This is a genomic window from Pseudarthrobacter sp. NPDC092439 (genome assembly GCF_044754945.1).
Classification (GTDB): Bacteria; Actinomycetota; Actinomycetes; order Actinomycetales; family Micrococcaceae; genus Arthrobacter.
The window spans coordinates 605,615-624,704 of the sequence record NZ_JBIVQB010000002.1; the positions used below are offsets into that span (position 1 = coordinate 605,615).

The window sequence follows — 19,090 nt, forward strand, 5'->3', positions numbered from 1 at the left end:
TTCTGGTGCCGGCTAGTGGGCCACGGCGGCGGCGCCGTGTTCGTCGATGAGGGCGCCGGTTTCGAAGCGCTCCAGCGAGAACGGCTGGTTCAGCTTGTGCGGGGCCCCGGTGGCGATGGTGTGGGCGAAGGTGACACCGGCGGCGGGCGTGCCCTTGAATCCGCCGGTACCCCAGCCGCAGTTCACGAACATGTTCTCCACCGGAGTGGTACCCACGATCGGGGACGCGTCCAGGGTGGTGTCCACGATGCCGCCCCAGGTCCGGAGCACGTGCGCACGGGCGAAGATGGGGAAGAGTTCGACGGCGGCGGCCATCTGCTGCTCGATCACGTGGAAGGAGCCGCGCTGGCCGTAGCCGTTGTAGGAATCGACGCCGGCACCCATGACCAGTTCGCCCTTATGTGCCTGGGAAACGTAGACGTGCACGTGGTTGGACATGACCACCGTGGGGTGGACCGGCTCGTGCAGTTCGGAGACCAGGGCCTGCAGCGGGTGGGACTGGATGGGCAGTTCGAATCCGGCCATCTCGGCCAGGACCGAACTGTGTCCGGCCGCGCAGAGCCCCACCTTTTCGGTGTTGATGGTGCCGCGGCTGGTCTTGACTCCAGTGACGCGGTTGCCGTCCTTGATGAAGCCGGTGACTTCGCAGTTCTGGATGATGTCCACGCCCAATTCGTCGCACTTGCGGGCGAAGGCCCAGGCCACGTGGTCGTGCTTGGCGATGCCCGCGCGGGGCTGGTAGGTGGCGCCCATGACGGGGTAGCGGATGTTGTCGCTGATGTTCAGGATGGGGCAGAGTTCCTTGACCTGCTGCGGGTCCAGCCATTCCGCGTCCACGCCGTTGAGTTTGTTGGCCCCCACCCGCCGGATGCTTTCACGGACGTCGCCCAGCGTGTGGGCCAGGTTCATCACGCCGCGCTGGCTGAAGAGGAAGTCGTACTCGAGCTCCTCGGGCAGGATTTCCCAGAGCTTGAGGGCGTGCTCATAGATGGCGGCGCTCTCGTCCCAGAGGTAGTTGGAGCGGATGATGGTGGTGTTCCGGGCCATGTTGCCGCCGGCCAGCCAGCCTTTTTCCAGGACGGCGATGTTGGTCATGCCGTGGTTCTTGGCCAGGAAGTAGGCGGTCGCCAGGCCGTGCCCGCCGCCCCCGACGATCACGGCGTCGTACGAGGACTTGGGTTCGGGGTTCCGCCAGAGGAATTCCGGGTGTTCCGGAAGGTGCTGGGTGCTCACTGGGCGGCTCCAATCAGGTCTGCCTCTGCGGCGGCGAGGGCGGCGTCGTCGCTGAGGTGCGGGTACAGCGGGAAGCGGCCGGCCAGGGCCGTCACGCGGGCGCGGAGTCCGACGGCGGTGTCCCCGGGAAGGGAGCCCGCCGCGTTGGTTCCGGTGCCCGCTGCGGCGACCAGCGCCGTCGCGATGATGTCCGCCACTTCGGCGAACTCGGCGGGACCGAAGCCGCGGGTGGCGAGTGCCGGGGTCCCGATCCGGAGTCCGGAGGAGACCATTGGCGGCCGGGGATCGAAGGGGACGGCATTGCGGTTGACGGTGATGCCGATGCGGTGCAGGACGTCCTCGGCCTGCTGGCCGTCCAGTTCGGAGTGGCGCAGGTCCACCAGGACAAGGTGCACGTCGGTGCCGCCGTTGACCACGGAGATCCCGGCACCCTGGACGTCTGGCTGCAGCAGGCGCTCGGCCAGAAGCTGCGCACCCTGCAGGACGCGCGCCTGGCGTTCCGCGAATTCGGGAGTGCCGGCGAGCTTGAAGGCCACGGCCTTGGCGGCAATGACGTGTTCCAGCGGGCCGCCCTGCTGGCCGGGGAAGACGGCACTGTTGATCTTCTTGGCGTACTCCTCCTTCGCCAGGATGACCCCGCCGCGGGGGCCGCCCAGGGTCTTGTGGGTGGTGGTGGTCACCACGTCCGCGAATGGGACGGGGTTGGGGTGCAGCCCTGCGGCCACCAGGCCGGCGAAGTGGGCCATGTCCACCATGAGGTAGGCGCCCACCAGGTCGGCGATGCGTCGGAACTCGGCGAAGTCCAACTGGCGGGAGTAGGCGGACCAACCGGCCACGATGAGCCTGGGCCTGTGCTCCAGGGCCAGGGCTTCCACTTCCGCCATATCGACGCGGAGGTCTTCTTCGCGGACGTGGTACGGAACCACGTTGTAGAGCTTGCCGGAGAAGTTGATCTTCATGCCGTGGGTCAGGTGGCCGCCGTGGGCCAGGGAGAGTCCCAGGATGGTGTCGCCCGGGTTCAGCAGGGCGAACATGGCGGCGGCGTTGGCCTGGGCGCCGGAGTGCGGCTGGACGTTGGCGTATTCGGCACCGAACAGGGTCTTCACGCGGTCGATGGCCAGCTGCTCGATGACGTCGACGTGCTCGCAGCCACCGTAGTAGCGCTTGCCCGGGTAGCCCTCGGCGTACTTGTTGGTCAGCACCGAGCCCTGGGCTTCCATCACGGCGGAGGGAGCGAAGTTCTCCGAGGCGATCATTTCCAGCGTGGCCTGCTGCCGGTGCAGTTCCTGCGCGACGGCAGCAGCTACATCTGCGTCCACCGTGGCGAGGGGGGCAGTGAGTACGTTCTGCATGTTTCTCCTTACAGAAGCTTTCCGGGAGCTGATCAACAACTGATCCGCGACTGATATATTAGAACTGACGCAATAGTATGTTGTAGATCACGCAGCAGTCAACAGAAAGTTTTGGGAGTCGCACATGAGCCTGGCGCCAGGGAACCAGCTGACGGAAATCGCGGAACCCTCCCTGTCCGAGCAGGCCTACCGCACTTTGCGCGACCGGCTCATCATGCTGGAAATCCGCCCCGGCGAAGCGATCAACGACGGCAGGCTGGCCGCCGAGCTGGGCATCGGGCGCACGCCGCTGCGCGAGGCACTCAAGCGCCTGGAAACCGACCACCTGGTGATCTCGTACCCGCGCCGCGGAACGTTCGCCACCGTCGTCGACATCACCGAACTCGCGGACGTCTCCGAACTCCGGGAGGCGCTGGAACCCCTGGCCGCCCGGCGCGCCGCGAAACTGGCCACCCCCGCCCTCCGCGCGGAACTGCGCGACACCGCCGCGGCAATCGCCCGCATGCAGGATGGCGACGACCCGTACGAACTCATGCGGTACGACATCCAGGTCCACCGCCTGATCTACCGGGCCGCCGCCAACGCGCACCTCGAGGACGTCCTAATCCGCTACGACAACCTGGCCACCCGCATCTGGTGCATGGTGCTGGAAAAGGTCCCGTCCGTCGCTGAGCACGTGGCCGAGCATGTGGCCCTGCTGGAGGCGATTGCCGACGGCGAAGCGGACCGGGCTGCCACGCTGGCCCTGGAGCATGTCACCAGCTTCGAAGAGGCCATCCGCAGCGTGCTCTGAGCCGCGACGACCAACCTCATTTCGACGCGCAGGCTCATTCCCGACGCGCAGGCTCATTCCCGACGCGCGTGTGCGCTGGCGCGCCCCGTATACGGGGTGCGCCGGTGCAAGTCCGGGTCGACGACAAATATGCGCGTCGAAAACGGCTCCCGCCCGGCCCCGGTGTGACGTGAAATACTGCCGGTACAGGTTTCCGCCGGATCCGCCGGCGCGCCGGAAGGGACCATGGCCATGCAGGAATCCGTCAGCCTGGATGAAAAGACGCGGCAGCACGTCCTGGCCGCCCTGGACGGTGCGGATGGCCTGGCCCCGGACCCGGCGTTCCGCCGCCGCCTGGACCAACATTTCCCCACACTGCGCGGGCTATTCCAATCCCTTTACGGATCCCGGCCGGACTGGCTGGACCAGCTCGCGGCGCTGGTGGTCCAGAGCGCCCGGTCCTGGCAGGAGCGGCCCGAGGACCTCAAAGCCCTGGACGCCGAAAGGGAAACCAACACCGGCTGGTTCCAGTCCAACGCCATGCTTGGCGGCGTCTGCTACGTGGACCGCTACGCCGAAAGCCTGGAGGGGGTCCGCGCCCGCATTCCTTACTTCAAGGAGCTGGGGCTGACCTACCTGCACCTCATGCCGCTGTTCCTGGCTCCCGAACCGCACTCGGACGGCGGTTATGCGGTCTCCAGCTACCGCCAGGTTGACCCGAGGCTGGGCACCATGGAGCAGCTCAAGTCGCTGGCCGCCGAACTCCGGCGCAACGGCATCAGCCTGGTGGTGGACTTCATCTTCAACCACACCTCGGATGAGCACGAATGGGCGCGGAAGGCCGCAGCCGGCGACCCCGAATACAGCGACTATTACTGGATCTTCCCGGACCGCACCATGCCGGATGCCTTCGAGCAGAACGTCCGGGAGATCTTCCCGGAGAACCACCCCGGCTCCTTCATCCAGATGCCCGACGGGCGCTGGGTCTGGGCCACCTTCCACACGTACCAGTGGGACCTGAACTACTCGAACCCTGACGTCTTCCGCGCGATGGCGGGCGAGATGCTGTTCCTGGCCAACCAGGGCGTGGACATCCTGCGCATGGACGCTGTGGCCTTCATCTGGAAGCAGCTGGGCACCACCTGCGAGAACCTGCCGGAGGCGCACTCGCTGCTGCAAGCCTTCAATTCCGTCTGTCGGCTGGCCGCACCGTCGCTGCTGTTCAAGTCCGAGGCCATCGTGCACCCGGACGAGGTAGCCCGCTACATCGATCCCGCCGAATGCCAGCTCTCCTACAACCCCCTCCAGATGGCGCTGATCTGGGAGTCCCTGGCCACCCGCGACGTCTCCCTTCTTGCCCAGGCGCTGGAGCGGCGGCACAACATCCCGGACGGCACCGCCTGGGTGAACTACGTCCGCAGCCACGACGACATCGGCTGGACCTTCGCCGACGAGGACGCCGCAGAGCTCGGCATCAACGGCTTCGACCACCGCCGCTTCCTGAACTCCTTCTACGTCAACCGCTTCCCGGGCAGTTTCGCCCGCGGCGTCCCCTTCCAGGACAATCCCAAGACCGGGGACTGCCGCATTTCAGGCACGACGGCGTCCCTCTGCGGCATGGAGGTCAACCCTGCTGAGGCTGTGGAGCGGATCCTCCTGGCCCACTCGGTGCCTTTCAGCACCGGCGGCATCCCCCTGCTGTACCTGGGCGACGAGGTGGCGCAGCTTAACGACTACAACTACGCCCTGGAGGAAGGGCACGACGCCGACAGCCGCTGGGTGCACCGGCCCCACTATCCGGCGCGCCACTACGCCCGCCGCAGTGATCCGGCCACTCCCGAGGGCGCAGTCTTCGCCGGGCTGAAGCGGATGATTGCGGTGCGCGCGGCCACCCCGGAGTTGGCCGGAACCCGGCTGGTGGACTTCCACACCGGCGACCGTGCGGTCCTCGGCTACCAGCGGCCCGGAGAAAGCAGCACGGTGCTGGCCCTCGCCAACTTCAGCGACTCCCCCGAGGCCCTGCCCGCCGAGACCTTCGCAGGGTTCGCGCCCGCCGCCGTCGACCTCCTCTCCGAAGCCGCACTGCACCTGGACGAGGGCATCACCCTGCTGCCCCGTCAGTACGTCTGGCTGCGTGTCACGCCGCTGTAGCGTTTTCCCAATGGGCGTCGGCCCGTGAAACCATACGGATCATGGCCTCCAAGATTGCGTACCAGGGTGAGCCCGGCGCCAACTCCAATATCGCGTGCAAGCAGATGTTCCCCGACATGGAAAGCGTCCCCTGCGCGAGCTTTGAGGACGCGTTTGAGCTCGTGTCCAGCGGCGAGGCCCAGCTGGCCATGATCCCGATCGAGAACTCCATCGCCGGCCGGGTGGCGGACATCCATATCCTGCTGCCACAGTCCAAGCTGCAGATCGTGGGCGAATACTTCCTGCCCATCCACTTTGACCTGCTGGGGATTCCGGGCAGCACCATCGAGGGTGCCACCGAGGTGCACAGCCACATCCACGCCCTGGGCCAATGCCGGAAGCTGATCCGGGACCATGGCCTCAAACCCGTCATTGCCGGAGACACCGCAGGTTCCGCGCGGGAAGTCGCAGAGTGGAACGATCCCCGAAAGCTCTCCCTCGCTCCTCCACTGGCCGCGCAGATCTACGGCCTCGAAGTCCTCGCGTCCCGGGTGGAGGACGATCCCTCCAACACCACCCGCTTCGTGGTCCTGGCCCGGGAAAAGGAACTCCCGGCGAGGGTTCAACTTCCCGGACCGGCAGTCACCAGTTTTGTGTTCCGCGTGCGCAACGTCCCGTCCGCGCTGTACAAGGCGCTGGGCGGTTTCGCCACCAACGGCGTCAACATGACCCGCCTTGAGAGCTACATGGTGGGTAACGAGTTCGCCGCCACCATGTTCATGGCCGACGTCGAAGGCCACCCCGAGGACCAGCCGCTGAAGCTGGCCCTCGAGGAGCTGGACTTCTTCACCACCGAGGTACGGATCCTCGGCGTGTACCCCGCGGCGGGCTATCGGGCGGCGGCCACGGCCTGACGCGGCTGCTGCCCGGGCTTCAGGAATTGGGCGAAAAACGCCCCGAGTTCCGCGGTGGCGGTCAGCGGCAGGACATTCGCCACGTACTGGTCAGGACGGACAACAACCACCACGCCGGCCCGGTCCAGGCCGCGTTCGTCGAAGATGTCCGCGTTGGGGTCGGTGCCGTAGACCTTCTCGTAGTCAGTCAGCTTGAACGGGCCCACCTGCGGCTTGAACACCGCGGGAACCTTGCTGATGTCGACGGCGGTGTGCCCCTGCTGGTAGATGACCTTCAGGTCGAACCAGGCATCCGGGTCGGCCCCGGCCGGGGTGGCGGCCAGCGGTGATTCCGGCGAGCCGGCGAACCATTCGGCCAGCATGTCGGTGGCCGAACCGGTTCCCGGCTGGGCCGGGTCGGCAAACACGTAGATCCGCCAGCGGCCGTCCGCGGTGGCGTGGTGGCCCAGGTGGATCGGGTTGGTGTCCGCCACCCGGACCACGGGGGCGGACTTGAAGCGTTTGCCCACGGGGAAGCCGGTTGCCAGGCCCTGGTGGTCGTCGGTCCCGACGATCAGGGACGGGGCGTACTGGGTCATGAACCCGGCCGGGAATTCGGCGGTGCGGACGTAGAAATCTTCCAGGTCCGAGGGGTGTTCGAACTCTTCGGGCTTCTTGGCCATCATGGATGACCATTCCTTGTCGAAGTCGATGAGGTTCTTCGCCACCACCTGGCGTTCGGCGGAGTAGGTGGCCAGCAGGCTCTCCGGGCTGCGGCCCTCCAGGACATGGCCGAGCTTCCAGGCGATGTTGAAGCCGTCCTGCATGGACACGTTCATTCCCTGGCCGGCCTTGGCGCTGTGCGTGTGGCAGGCATCGCCGGTGATGAAGACGCGCGGCGTGCGGGTGCCGCGGTCCTCCGGCAGGACGTCGTCGAACCGGTCAGTGAGGCGGTGGCCCACCTCGTAGACGCTGTGCCATGCGACGTTGCGGACGTCCAGGGTGTAGGGGTGGAGAATCTCGTTCGCCTTGTGGATGATTTGGTCGATGCCGGTGTTCCGCACCGCATGGTGGGTCGCGGGGTCCACCTCCCCCAAATCCACGTACATCCGGAACAGGTGTCCGCCTTCGCGCGGAATAAGCAGGATGCTGCCTTTTTCACCCTGGATGGCGCACTTGGTGCGGATGTCCGGAAAATCGGTCACCGCGAGCGTGTCCATGACACCCCAGGCGTGGTTGGCCTGGTCGCCGGCGAGGGTGCAGCCGATGGCCTGGCGCACCTTGCTGCGTGCGCCGTCGGCCCCCACCACGTACTTGGCGCGGACAACGCGCTCCTGGCCCTCGTCCGGCCCGGCGGTGCGGAGCAGTCTGACGGTGACCGGGTACTCCCCGTGGGAAGCGACCTCCAGGCCCTGGAACTCGTAGCCGTAGTCCGGCTTCAGGCGCGACGGCGAGTTGGCCGCAAATTCCGCGAAGTAGTCCAGCACGCGGGCCTGGTTGACGATCAGGTGCGGGAACTCGCTGATGCCCATTTCGTCATCCACGGCGCGCGCGGCACGGACGATGTTGGCGCGGTTGGCGGGGTCCGGCTTCCAGAACGCCATCTCGGTGATCCGGTAGGCCTCGGCGGTGATCCGCTCAGCGAACCCGAAGGCCTGGAACGTCTCCACGCTGCGCGCCTGGATGCCGTCCGCCTGGCCGATGGCCAGTCGTCCCGGGCGCCGCTCAACGATGCGCGTGGTGACGTCCGGGAACATCGAGAGCTGTGCGGCTGCAAGCATGCCGGCAGGGCCCGTGCCAACGATCAGCACATCCACTTCGTCCGGAAGTTCTTCAGGGCGGTTGATGCCGACGCCGGCGGCCGGCTGGACCCGCGGGTCACCGGATACGTAGCCGTGGTGGTGGAACTGCACGGGCTTCCTCACTTCGTTGTGGCGGATTCTGTTCGATATCAGAACATCAGGTTCGATATTAGAAATAGCTGGGCTGGTTTCCAACTTTACGCCGGATGTGACGCGGGCGACAAGGGGCCCCTAGCCGCCCCGGCACGCCGTCGAAGGGAGGGGTTGACGGACCCGACGCAACGCGCCATAGTGATCGTATACGATTTCGTACCTGATGAGGAGAAACGTGGAGCTGGTCAACGAGGACACGCTGGCGTCAGTCCGCAAGGTGATTGCGGTGCACATCAACTACCCCAGCCGTGCTGCCCAGCGCGGCCGCACCCCCGCCCAGCCCTCCTACTTCCTCAAGCCCTCCAGCTCCCTGGCACTGACCGGGGGCACCGTGGAGCGGCCCGCGGGCTGTGAACTGCTCGGCTACGAGGGCGAGATCGCCCTGGTCATCGGCAAGGCGGCCCGCCGCGTCAGCATCGAGGACGCGTGGAGCCACGTTGCCGCCGTCACTGCCAGCAACGACCTGGGGGTGTACGACCTGCGCTGGGCGGACAAGGGGTCCAACCTCCGGTCCAAGGGCGGGGACGGCTTCACCCCGGTGGGCCCGGCACTCATCCCGGCCGACGCCGTCGACCCCGCGCAGCTGCGGGTCCGGACCTGGCACAACGGCGACCTGGTTCAGGACGACACCACGGAAGACCTGCTCTTCCCGTTCTCCCGGCTGGTGGCGGACCTGTCCCAGCTGCTCACCCTGGAGGAGGGTGACATCATCCTCACCGGCACCCCCGCCGGCGCCTCCGTGGCCAGGCCCGGAGACGTCCTCGAAGTTGAAGTTTCCGCCGGTGGCCTTACCACCGGCCGGCTGGCCACCACCGTTGTGGAAGGCACGACGCCGTTCGCGGACTTTGGTGCCCGGCCCAGGGTTGATGACCTGCAGCGGGAGGAGGCGTACGGCTCGCGCGAAGCGGCGGGGCTGGCACCTGCTGCGGAAGCCGCTGTCGGACCTGCATTGTCCCCGGAGCTGAAGGCCAAGCTGGAATCCGTGGCCACCGCCACCCTCTCCTCGCAGATGCGCAAGCGCGGCCTGAACAATGTCAGCATCGATGGCCTGCAGGGCACTCGCCCGGACCGCCGCGTGGTGGGACTGGCCAGGACCCTGCGCTACGTGCCCAACCGCGAGGACCTCTTCAAGACCCACGGCGGCGGTTTCAATGCGCAGAAGAAGGCCATCGACTCGGTCAACGAGGGCGAAATCCTGGTGATGGAGGCCCGCGGCGAGAAGGGCACGGGCACTGTTGGTGACATCCTGGCCCTTCGCGCCCAGGTCCGCGGCGCCGCAGCCATCATCACCGACGGCGGTGTCCGCGACTTCACCGCCGTGGCGGGGTTGGACATGCCCACGTACTTCGCCAACCCGCACCCCGCGGTCCTCGGCCGCCGCCATATCCCCTGGGACACGGACATCACCATCGCCTGCGGCGGTGCCACGGTCCAGCCCGGCGACATCATCGTGGCCGACGCCGACGGCATCCTAGTCATACCGCCGGCCATCGCCGAAGAACTGGTGGACGACTGCATCCAGCAGGAGAAGGAAGAAGCTTTCATCTTCGAAATGGTCAAACAGGGCAACAGCGTTGACGGCCTCTACCCGATGAACGCCGAATGGCAGAACAAGTACGCGGAGTGGGAACGAATGGGAAGCAGGAAAAGCTGATGACTGAAACAGCCGTCACCGACCTCCCCGCTGCCGCTCCCGGCAGCAAGTCCGAACAGGCGTACCGGGCCGTCAAGGCGCGGATCGTCGAGGGCACCTACACCCCCGGGTACCGGCTGGTGCTGGGCACCATCGCCAAGGACCTCGGTTTCAGCGTGGTCCCGGTCCGCGAAGCCATCCGCCGGCTGGAGGCCGAGGGCCTGGTGAAGTTCGAACGCAACGTGGGCGCTACCGTAGCCGGCATCGACCCCACCGAATACCTGTACACCATGCAGACGCTCAGCATCGTGGAGGGTGCCGCCACGGCGCTGTCGGCCCCGCTGATCGATGCGGCGGCCATCGCACGCGCCCGCGCCGTGAACGAGGAAATGCGCGAATGCCTTGAACACTTCAACCCCGTCCGGTTCACCCAGCTGAACCAGGACTTCCACAGCGTCCTCTTTGAGCACTGCCCCAACCCGCACATCCTGGACCTGGTCCACCGCGGCTGGAACCGGCTGGCCGCACTGCGGTCCTCCACGTTCCGCTTCGTCCCCGGCCGGGCCCGCGAATCCGTGGCGGAGCACGAAGGGCTGCTGCAGCTCATCGAATCCGGCGCCGATCCGGACACCATCGAAAAAGCCGCCCGCCAGCACCGGGCGGCCACCCTGGACGCATACCTCGCCCAAGCAAAGCACCAGTAAAGGACATCAACGATGACGACCTCCGTAGAAACCTCCCGGCACTACGTCCCGAAGGACCTGCCCGCACATATCCAGCACTACATCAACGGCGAGTTCGTTGACTCCGTGGGCGGGAAGACCTTCGACGTCCTGGACCCGGTGTCCAACCGCAACTACGCCACCGCCGCGGCCGGCCAGAAAGAGGACATCGACCTGGCCGTCGCCGCCGCCCGCGAAGCTTTCGTGAACGGCCCGTGGCCGAAGATGAAGCCCCGTGAGCGGGCCCGCGTCCTGAACAAAATTGCGGACGCCGTCGAAGCGCAGGAAGCACGCCTGGCCGAGCTCGAAACCTTCGACACCGGCCTGCCGATCACCCAGGCCAAGGGCCAGGCCCTGCGCGCGGCCGAGAACTTCCGCTTCTTCGCGGACCTGATCGTGGCCCAGTTCGACGACGCCATGAAGGTCCCCGGCTCGCAGATCAACTACGTGAACCGCAAGCCGATAGGCGTCGCCGGCCTGATCACGCCGTGGAACACCCCGTTCATGCTGGAGTCCTGGAAGCTCGCCCCGGCGCTGGCCACCGGGAACACCGTGGTCCTGAAGCCGGCCGAGTTCACGCCGCTGTCCGCCTCGCTGTGGGCCACCATCTTCAAGGAAGCGGGCCTGCCCGACGGCGTCTTCAACCTGGTCAACGGCCTCGGCGAGGAAGCCGGCGACGCCCTGGTCAAGCACCCGGACGTCCCGCTGATCTCCTTCACCGGCGAGACCACCACCGGCCAGACGATTTTCCGGAACGCGGCAGCGAACCTCAAGGGCCTCTCCATGGAGCTCGGCGGCAAGTCCCCGTGCGTCGTTTTCGCCGACGCCGACCTGGACGCCGCGATAGATTCCGCCCTCTTCGGGGTCTTCTCCCTGAACGGCGAGCGCTGCACCGCCGGGTCCCGCATCCTGGTGGAACGCGCCATCTATGACGAATTCTGCGAAAAGTACGCTGCCCGGGCCAGGAACATCGTGGTGGGAGATCCGCACGACCCCAAGACCCAGGTGGGCGCCCTGGTCCACCCGGAGCACTACGAGAAGGTCGCATCCTACGTGGAGATCGGCAAGTCCGAGGGACGGCTCCTGGCCGGCGGCGGCCGCCCCGACCACCTGCCCGAAGGCAACTACATCGCACCCACCGTGTTCGCCGACGTCGCCCCCGACGCCCGGATCTTCCAGGAGGAAATCTTCGGACCCGTCGTGGCCATCACCCCGTTCGAGAACGACGACGAGGCCCTCGCCCTGGCCAACAACACGAAGTACGGCCTCGCCGCCTACATCTGGACCCAGAACCTCACCCGGGCCCACAACTTCTCGCAGAACGTCGAGGCCGGGATGGTGTGGCTGAACAGCCATAACGTCCGCGACCTGCGCACCCCGTTTGGCGGCGTCAAGGCCTCGGGCCTGGGCCACGAGGGCGGCTACCGCTCCATCGACTTCTACACCGACCAGCAGGCCGTGCACATCACCCTCGGCCCTGTGCATACTCCTAAATTTGGCCACACCCCCGAGTTCGGCGCGTAAGCCGGCCGGCCGCCGTCGGACTTTCACAACCCCTTTCAAAGAAGAGAGACCATCATGACCAATTTCGTCCCCACCCCCACGGTCCCGGCACCGGACATCGTCCGCTGCGCCTACATGGAAATCGTGGTCACGGACCTCGCGAAGTCCCGCGAGTTCTACGTTGACGTCCTGGGCCTGCACGTCACCGAGGAAGACGAAAACGCGATCTACCTGCGCTCCCTGGAGGAATTCATCCACCACAACCTGGTGCTGCGCAAGGGACCCATCGCCGCCGTCGCCGCCTTCGCCTACCGGGTGAAGTCGCCCGCCGAAGTGGACGCCGCCGAGGCCTACTACCGCGAACTCGGCTGCCGGGTGGAGCGCCGCAGGGAAGGCTTCACCAAGGGCATCGGCGATTCGGTCAGGGTAGAGGACCCGCTGGGCTTCCCCTACGAGTTCTTCTACGAAGTGGAGCACGTGGAGCGCCTCACCCAGCGCTACGACCTCTACTCCGCAGGCGAGCTGGTCCGCCTGGACCACTTCAACCAGGTCACCCCGGACGTCCCGCGCGGCCGGGCCTACCTGGAGGACCTCGGCTTCCGCGTCTCCGAGGACATCAAGGATTCCGACGGCGTCACGTACGCTGCGTGGATGCACCGCAAGCAGACAGTCCACGACACCGCCCTCACGGGCGGCAACGGCCCGCGCATGCACCACGTCGCGTTCGCCACGCACGAGAAGCACAACATCATCCAGATCTGCGACAAGATGGGCGCCCTGCGCATCAGCGACCGGATCGAACGCGGCCCCGGACGGCACGGCGTCTCCAACGCGTTCTACCTCTACATCCTGGATCCGGACGGCCACCGCGTGGAGATCTACACCCAGGACTACTACACGGGCGACCCGGACAACCCCACCATCACCTGGGACGTCCATGACAACCAGCGCCGCGACTGGTGGGGCAACCCGGTGGTCCCGTCCTGGTACACCGAGGCCTCCCTGGTCCTGGACCTGGACGGCAACCCGCAGCCCGTGATCATCCGCGAGGAAAAGAGCGAAATGGCGGTGACCGTGGGGGCCGACGGATTCTCCTACACCCGCAAACCGGACGAGGGCGCGCAGGCTGAAGGCTTCAAGCTGGGGGCGCAGCTCTAGTCATGCTGGACGCCGAGACGATTAAGGCCATCGCGGACGAGCTGCTGGAAGCCGGCCGAACCCGCACCCCTGTTCCCCTCCTGACAACCCGCTACCCGGGCATGACGGTGGAGGATTCCTACGCGGTCCAGCAGCTGTGGCGCCGCCGTAACGAGGAAGCCGGCAGGACCCTGGTGGGGCGCAAGATCGGCCTCACATCCAAGACAATGCAGGCCGCCACTGGCATCACCGAGCCGGACTACGGCGCCATCTTCGATGACATGGTGCTGGAAACCGGCTGCTCGGTGGAATGGGATCGGTACACCCATCCGCGGGTGGAGGTGGAGCTGGCATTCGTTCTCAAGGACGGGCTCGAGGGCCCCGGCGCCAGCATCTTCGACGTCCTGAAGGCCACTGACTATGTTGTTCCCGCCCTGGAGATCCTGGATTCCAGGATTGAGATGGAGGGCCGGACCATCGTGGACACCATCTCGGACAACGCCGCGATGGGCGCCATGGTGATCGGCGGGAACCCGGTAAAGCCGGACGCGGTGGACCTGCGCTGGGTCCCGGCCATTCTCTATAAGAACCAGACCGTGGAGGAAACCGGCGTGGCCGCCGGCGTCCTGGACCACCCGGCCAACGGCGTCCACTGGCTGGCCAACAAGATCGCAGCCCACGGGGATTCGCTGAAGGCCGGCGACATCATCCTCGCCGGGTCCTTCACCCGCCCGATGTGGGTGTACAAGGGCGATACCGTCCACGCTGACTACGGACCCCTGGGAGTTGTGACATGCCGCTTCGAATAGAGGACACCTTCCGGTCCGCGCTGGCTTCGGCCAAGCGGCCGCTGGCCGGGATGTGGGTGTGCTCCGGGAGCCCGTTGATTGCCGAGCTCTGCGCGGGGTCGGGACTGGACTGGCTGCTGGTGGATGCGGAGCACAGCCCCAACGGGCTCGAGTCCGTCCTCGCCCAGCTCCAGGCGATCCACGGTTACCCGGTCCACACCGTGGTCCGGCCGCCGGTCAACGACACCGTGGTGATCAAGCAGTACCTGGACCTGGGCGTGCAGAACCTGCTTATCCCCATGGTCAACTCCGTGGCTGAAGCCGAGGCCGCCGTGGCGGCCACCCGCTACCCGCCCCACGGCGTCCGCGGTGTTGGCTCGGCCCTGGCCCGTGCCGCACGCTGGAACCGGATCCCGGACTACCTTGCCCGGGCGAACGAGACCATCAGCGTCACCGTCCAGATCGAATCCACCGCCGCCGTGGACGCGGTCGGGGACATCCTGAAGGTCGACGGCGTGGACGCCATCTTCCTCGGCCCCTCCGACCTCGCGGCATCAATGGGCCTGCTGGGCCAGCAGGAACACCCCGAGGTGCGCGCCGCCGTCGAACGCTGCCTAGCCGCTGCGAAGGCGGCCGGGAAGCCGGTGGGCGTCAACGCCTTCAACCTGGACACCGCCCGGCACTACCTCGCCAACGGCGCGGACTTCATCCTGGTCGGAGCCGACGTCGCCCTCTTGGCCCGAGGCTCCGAAGCCCTCGCCGCGCAGTACATCGAGCCGGCCGACGGCGACCCGCACGCCAGCTACTGAGCGCCATGGCGGAAGCCGGGATCAGCCGCCGGGCAGCCTCCGCACATAGGGAGCTTTGCCCAGCGGCGTCCGTTCCAGCCGTTCCACCACCTGGACGTCCAGGGGGATCCCGGCGACGCCTGCCTTTGTCAGTTCGGCCGACACGGCAGCGCGGATCCCGTCGGCGGACAAGCCAGGCCTGATGCCCGCGACCAGGATCCGCAGGCGGGACGGCTCCTGGATGACCTGCCACCCCGAGACCGCTGCGGAGTCCAGCGCGTGGTGGAAGAGGATGGGGTGGACCCTGACGGCGCCGGTCCTGCCTGGCAGCTGGAGGACGTCTTCGAGGCGGCCCTCGACGTCCTGGAGCAGCCTGAAGGAACGCCCGCACGGGCAGCCTCGGCCGCCGAGCCTTACGGTGTCGGACAGTTCGTAGCGGATGAGCGGCAGGGTCCGGGAGAAAAGCACCGTGACCAGCAGCTTCGCGCCGGTGGTCCCCGGCTCAACCCCATTACCGTCTCCATCCACGGGTTCTACGATGACAAGGTCCTCGTAGACGTGGCGGTTGCGGTGGGCGCAGGGGGAGGCGATCCCCGCCGTTTCGGTGGCGGCATACACGTCGAACGGCGTCCTGCCCCAGGCCTCCCGCATCTCCGACGCCGCCTGCCCGGTGAGGACTTCGGAGGCGGACATGACGCCTTCAGGTGCAATGCGGAGGCGTCCTGAACGCTGCTCAGCCGCCAGTGGCTGGAGGGCCGAGGCGTAACCAACCAGCACCCTCGGCTGGAAGCGGTTGAGCGCCGCAACGGACTCCGCCATGGGTGCGGTCACATCCAGCCTCAGGGTGGGAACCAGGCGGGAGCTGAACGATGCCCCACCACGGCGGACTGGTGGGTGGGCACGCGGGAGCTGACCAGTGCCATCTTGAGCGGCCGCCAAGGGCCCGCAGCGATACCGGCCCAGTCGTTCGCCCTCGCGTACGAAGCCAGGACCGTCGACCATTCGGACCGGTTCCAGACGAACGTACCCCGCCGGCCGGTGGTCCCGGCGGTTGCAGCCGCCCACCACCTCCCCCGCCACGGCTTCCCCGGGTTACCCCCGCCGTCGGTCAAGATGCGCAGTTGATCTTCGACGTCGGCCAGCTTCAGTCCCGGCGCGGTGACCGCCTGGTCGAAGTTCTCCATGAGGTCGGCCTTGGTGACCGGCGGCAGCTGGTCCAAGGGGGCGTTTTGCAGTCCCGCGTGATGCCGGCGGTAGAACTCCGAGCCCGTATAGGCTGCCCCGCGCAGCCTCCGCAGGGACTCCTCCTGGTGGCGGGAGATCCTGGCCGCATCCCAGTGGTCTCGGGGACGCCATGCCGCACGCAGGAACAGCACACGCGCGATGAGCCGAAGGTCCGCCACGCTCGGGCCTATCCCAGGGCCGGGGCGGTGACGGCCCTGCCGGACACACGTCCTGCGAACCGGCGGCGGGCCCAGCGGGCGAGTTTCTTGCCCTTGCCCTTCCACCAGTTGTCTTCGTCCTTGTCGTGGTGCAGGCGGAAAATGATGGCCACCAGGACGAACATGGCCATCCCCACTCCCGACATGGAGGCCATCACCAGATCCACCAGCACGCTGACAGCCAGCGAGATGACGGACGGCACCGCCAGGGTGCGGAAAACGGTGCTGGCCACGTAACGGCTCTGGGACCCTGGCACGGACAGTGCTCGCACCATGTCGAAGCAGACGCACACCACCACCATGGCCTGCCCCAGGGACAGGATGACCAGACCCGGAAGGGACGCGCTGATCGCCGCCACCGATTCCATTCCCGGGCTCATCGCCGGGCCTTGCAGTGAGAACCAAACATGGAAAACCCCCAGAACATTGAAACCGCCTGCTGCTGATCCAGCAGGTGATTCAATTCAAGGTTCCAGGGGTTGGCGGGTCACCAGTAGCGGGTACTCTACTTTCCCGCAGGGCACCGGGCCGGGTACTTGGATGCCGCTTACTGCCCCAGGGCGCGCGGCCGCCAGACCACTACGGCCTGCGAACGCGGCCGGGGACGCTGGCCGCGGGCCAGGCTCACCACATCGCCGGCCGCACCCGCAGCGAAGATGCGCGAATCGAACGGCTGCGGGCGCCGGGCCAGCTCTTCGGTCAGCTCGGACACGCGGTTCCGGAGGGCGGCCACCTGGTTCTCAAGTTCCAGGATGCGCTTGATCCCCTCGAGCGATACGCCTTCCTGGGACAGCCGCTGCACCTCGCGGAGCATGTTGACGTCCCGCTGCGAGTAGCGCCGCGATTTACCGGGCGCCCGGCGCGGCGAAACGATCCCCAGCCGGTCGTACTGCCGGAGCGTCTGGGGATGCATGTCCGCCAGTTCGGCCGCCACCGAAATCACGAAGATTGGCTGATCAGCGCTGATGTCCATGGCAATGACCGCCGGTTACAGCCGGGCCTTGGCGGCCAGGCCTTCCCGGACGTCAGCGTCCGCGGTGGCTTCGGCAAACGCCTTGACGGCAGCTTCGGCTTCTTTGTTCAGGTTCTTGGGAACCGCGACGTCGATGGTCACCAGCAGGTCGCCCGTCCCCTTGGAGGTCTTCACGCCTTTGCCCTTCACCCGCAGCGTACGGCCCGACGGCGTTCCCGCCGGAACGCGGACCCGCACCTTGTCGCCGTCGATCGTCGGGACCTCGATGTCGGCGCCCAAGGCAGCCTCCGGGAAGCTGACCGGGACATGGATGCGGAGGTTGTCGCCGTCGCGCGTGTAGAACGGGTGCGGCTTGACCGAAACAGCAACCATCAGGTCTCCGTTGCCCGCGGGGCTGGGCTGGCCCTTGCCGCGGACGCGGATCTTCTGGCCGTCCTTGATGCCGGCGGGCACGCGGACGTCGATGACCTCGCCGTTCGGTTCGCGCAGGCCGATGGTGGTGCCGCGGATGGACCCTGCGAACGAGATGGTGGTGGAAGCCGTGCGGTCCGCGCCCCGTTGCGGAGCGCGCTGGTAGCCGCCGGCGCCGCCGAAGCCGCCGAAGAGGTCCGCGAATTCCGGCGGAATGCCCCCGCCGGCCGGGTTGAACCCCCCGGCGTGGCGTCCGGTGTTGCCCGTGAAGAGGCCGCCGAACATGTCCTCAAACCCGCCGTTTGCCGCACCGGCGCCGCCCGGCGCGAACCGGGCACCGCTGCCCATGGCCCGGATGGCGTCGTACTGCTGGCGCTCCTCGGGATCGGACAGCACGGAATAGGCCTCGGAGATGTCCTTGAACTTCTTCTCGGACGCCGAGTTGCCCGAGTTGGTGTCAGGGTGGTGCTCGCGGGCCAGCTTCCGGTAGGCCTTCTTGATGTCGGCGTCGGAAGCGTCCTTGGCGACACCGAGGATCTTGTAAAAGTCCTTGTCCACCCAATCCTGGCTAGCCAATGGCGTTTCCTTTCAAAAATCTTTGCCGAGATGGCAGTTCACAGCAATGTGGTTGCCCAACACTGCCGCGAACTGCCATCTCGCGTGGGGTAATGCTACGCAGGTACCGCGACGATGACCTGGGCCGCGCGGAGGACGCGTTCGCCTGACTTGTAGCCGGAGCGGAGCACCTGGCTGACGGTGTCAACCTCGATGTCCTCGCCGGGCTGCTGGATCAGGGCCTCGTGGATCGTGGGATCGAACTCCACGCCGGTCTGGTCGATGCGGACCAGGCCGTAGGTCTTCAGTGCGTTCTCCAGCTTGGCTGCGATCGCGGCGAAGGGGCCGTCGGCAAGGTCGCCGTGCTGCCGGGCGGCATCCACGTCATCCAGGACCGGAAGCAGGGAGTTCAGGACGCCGATGACGGCCATCTCCCCTGCCACGGCGCGGTCGCGTTCAACGCGCTTGCGGTAGTTGACGTACTCCGCCTGCAGGCGGAGCAGGTCGTTGCGGAGTTCGGCTGCCTCCGCGCTTCCCGCTTCCGCCGCCACGCCCCGGGCTACGGATTCCTCGGCCGGCACGTCCACGCCGTTAAGGATCTCCTCCGCCTGGGCGAGCGCATCGCCGTCGGAATCCTGGCCCTCCCGGCCCGAAGCCTGCGCGTCCGGGTGCCGGGCCTGCCCGGTGACCGGGTCAACCTTGCGGTTGTCCCGGATCACCGGCTCCTGGTGGCCCGAGCCGCCGTCACGGCGTTCCTGATCGCGGGAAGCGTTGTGCTCTTCCTCGTTACCGTGATGGGGCAT

General features: G+C 67.0%; 18 protein-coding genes. 9 read left to right on the forward strand and 9 right to left on the reverse strand.

Annotated elements, in window-relative coordinates; translation table 11 throughout:
* Window positions 1-12 precede the first annotated feature (12 nt).
* Together ACIQCM_RS07665 and glyA are read right to left on the reverse strand one after the other, a co-directional pair.
* The gene (locus tag ACIQCM_RS07665; protein ID WP_400605288.1) at window positions 13-1,233 is read right to left on the reverse strand and encodes a sarcosine oxidase subunit beta family protein; all 1,221 of its coding nucleotides are present in this window, start codon (window positions 1,231-1,233) and stop codon (window positions 13-15) included.
* Window positions 1,230-2,585 carry a serine hydroxymethyltransferase gene (gene glyA, locus ACIQCM_RS07670; protein ID WP_400605290.1) on the reverse strand — a complete coding sequence of 452 codons (1,356 nt, stop codon included), beginning with the start codon at window positions 2,583-2,585 and terminating at the stop codon, window positions 1,230-1,232. Before glyA ends, ACIQCM_RS07665 begins: the two co-directional genes overlap by 4 nt.
* A gap of 124 nt (window positions 2,586-2,709) precedes the next feature.
* On the opposite strand from glyA, the gene ACIQCM_RS07675 reads away from it, so the two are divergent.
* The 3 genes from ACIQCM_RS07675 (at window position 2,710) to ACIQCM_RS07685 (ending at window position 6,401) form a co-directional block, all read left to right on the forward strand.
* Complete coding sequence (locus ACIQCM_RS07675; protein WP_400605292.1) at window positions 2,710-3,378, forward strand: GntR family transcriptional regulator; 669 nt, start codon at window positions 2,710-2,712, stop codon at window positions 3,376-3,378.
* A 231-nt stretch (window positions 3,379-3,609) separates the two neighbouring features.
* Window positions 3,610-5,508: an amylosucrase gene (locus tag ACIQCM_RS07680; protein WP_400605467.1), complete on the forward strand. Its 1,899-nt coding sequence runs from the start codon at window positions 3,610-3,612 to the stop codon at window positions 5,506-5,508.
* 41 nt (window positions 5,509-5,549) lie between these two features.
* Entirely contained in the window at window positions 5,550-6,401 is an 852-nt protein-coding gene (locus ACIQCM_RS07685) for a prephenate dehydratase (RefSeq protein ID WP_400605294.1), read from the forward strand.
* Here ACIQCM_RS07685 and ACIQCM_RS07690 read toward each other — a convergent pair.
* Window positions 6,377-8,293 carry an FAD-binding monooxygenase gene (locus tag ACIQCM_RS07690; RefSeq protein ID WP_400605295.1) on the reverse strand — a complete coding sequence of 639 codons (1,917 nt, stop codon included), beginning with the start codon at window positions 8,291-8,293 and terminating at the stop codon, window positions 6,377-6,379. The genes ACIQCM_RS07685 and ACIQCM_RS07690 overlap by 25 nt on opposite strands.
* A gap of 205 nt (window positions 8,294-8,498) precedes the next feature.
* Here ACIQCM_RS07690 and ACIQCM_RS07695 point away from each other — a divergent pair, with 205 nt between their 5' ends.
* The 6 genes from ACIQCM_RS07695 to ACIQCM_RS07720 are packed head-to-tail and all read left to right on the forward strand — an operon-like array spanning window position 8,499 to window position 14,927.
* The gene (locus ACIQCM_RS07695; RefSeq protein ID WP_400605297.1) at window positions 8,499-9,989 is read left to right on the forward strand and encodes a fumarylacetoacetate hydrolase family protein; all 1,491 of its coding nucleotides are present in this window, start codon (window positions 8,499-8,501) and stop codon (window positions 9,987-9,989) included.
* Window positions 9,989-10,672: a GntR family transcriptional regulator gene (locus ACIQCM_RS07700; RefSeq protein ID WP_400605299.1), complete on the forward strand. Its 684-nt coding sequence runs from the start codon at window positions 9,989-9,991 to the stop codon at window positions 10,670-10,672. Before ACIQCM_RS07695 ends, ACIQCM_RS07700 begins: the two co-directional genes overlap by 1 nt.
* Window positions 10,673-10,684: 12 nt before the next feature.
* Window positions 10,685-12,214, forward strand: a complete 1,530-nt coding sequence (gene hpaE, locus ACIQCM_RS07705; RefSeq protein ID WP_400605301.1) for a 5-carboxymethyl-2-hydroxymuconate semialdehyde dehydrogenase — start codon at window positions 10,685-10,687, stop codon at window positions 12,212-12,214.
* 54 nt (window positions 12,215-12,268) lie between these two features.
* On the forward strand, window positions 12,269-13,351 hold the full coding sequence (gene hpaD, locus ACIQCM_RS07710) for a 3,4-dihydroxyphenylacetate 2,3-dioxygenase (protein ID WP_400605303.1): 1,083 nt from the start codon (window positions 12,269-12,271) through the stop codon (window positions 13,349-13,351).
* Between the two features lie 2 nt (window positions 13,352-13,353).
* Window positions 13,354-14,139: a 2-oxo-hept-4-ene-1,7-dioate hydratase gene (gene hpaH / locus ACIQCM_RS07715; RefSeq protein WP_400605305.1), complete on the forward strand. Its 786-nt coding sequence runs from the start codon at window positions 13,354-13,356 to the stop codon at window positions 14,137-14,139.
* Window positions 14,124-14,927: an HpcH/HpaI aldolase/citrate lyase family protein gene (locus tag ACIQCM_RS07720; protein WP_400605307.1), complete on the forward strand. Its 804-nt coding sequence runs from the start codon at window positions 14,124-14,126 to the stop codon at window positions 14,925-14,927. The genes hpaH and ACIQCM_RS07720 overlap by 16 nt, the downstream gene beginning before the upstream one ends.
* Before the next feature lie 21 nt (window positions 14,928-14,948).
* Here ACIQCM_RS07720 and ACIQCM_RS07725 read toward each other — a convergent pair whose 3' ends face one another.
* The 6 genes from ACIQCM_RS07725 to ACIQCM_RS07750 form a co-directional block, all read right to left on the reverse strand.
* Window positions 14,949-15,737: a hypothetical protein gene (locus tag ACIQCM_RS07725; protein WP_400605309.1), complete on the reverse strand. Its 789-nt coding sequence runs from the start codon at window positions 15,735-15,737 to the stop codon at window positions 14,949-14,951.
* Between the two features lie 8 nt (window positions 15,738-15,745).
* Window positions 15,746-16,309, reverse strand: a complete 564-nt coding sequence (locus tag ACIQCM_RS07730) for a hypothetical protein (RefSeq protein ID WP_400605311.1) — start codon at window positions 16,307-16,309, stop codon at window positions 15,746-15,748.
* Between the two features lie 8 nt (window positions 16,310-16,317).
* Window positions 16,318-16,716, reverse strand: a complete 399-nt coding sequence (locus ACIQCM_RS07735) for a hypothetical protein (RefSeq protein ID WP_400605469.1) — start codon at window positions 16,714-16,716, stop codon at window positions 16,318-16,320.
* 179 nt (window positions 16,717-16,895) lie between these two features.
* Window positions 16,896-17,321, reverse strand: a complete 426-nt coding sequence (locus ACIQCM_RS07740; protein WP_400605313.1) for a heat shock protein transcriptional repressor HspR — start codon at window positions 17,319-17,321, stop codon at window positions 16,896-16,898.
* Between the two features lie 15 nt (window positions 17,322-17,336).
* Window positions 17,337-18,308: a DnaJ C-terminal domain-containing protein gene (locus ACIQCM_RS07745; RefSeq protein ID WP_400605315.1), complete on the reverse strand. Its 972-nt coding sequence runs from the start codon at window positions 18,306-18,308 to the stop codon at window positions 17,337-17,339.
* Window positions 18,309-18,403: 95 nt separating this feature from the next.
* Window positions 18,404-19,090, reverse strand: a complete 687-nt coding sequence (locus ACIQCM_RS07750; RefSeq protein WP_400605316.1) for a nucleotide exchange factor GrpE — start codon at window positions 19,088-19,090, stop codon at window positions 18,404-18,406.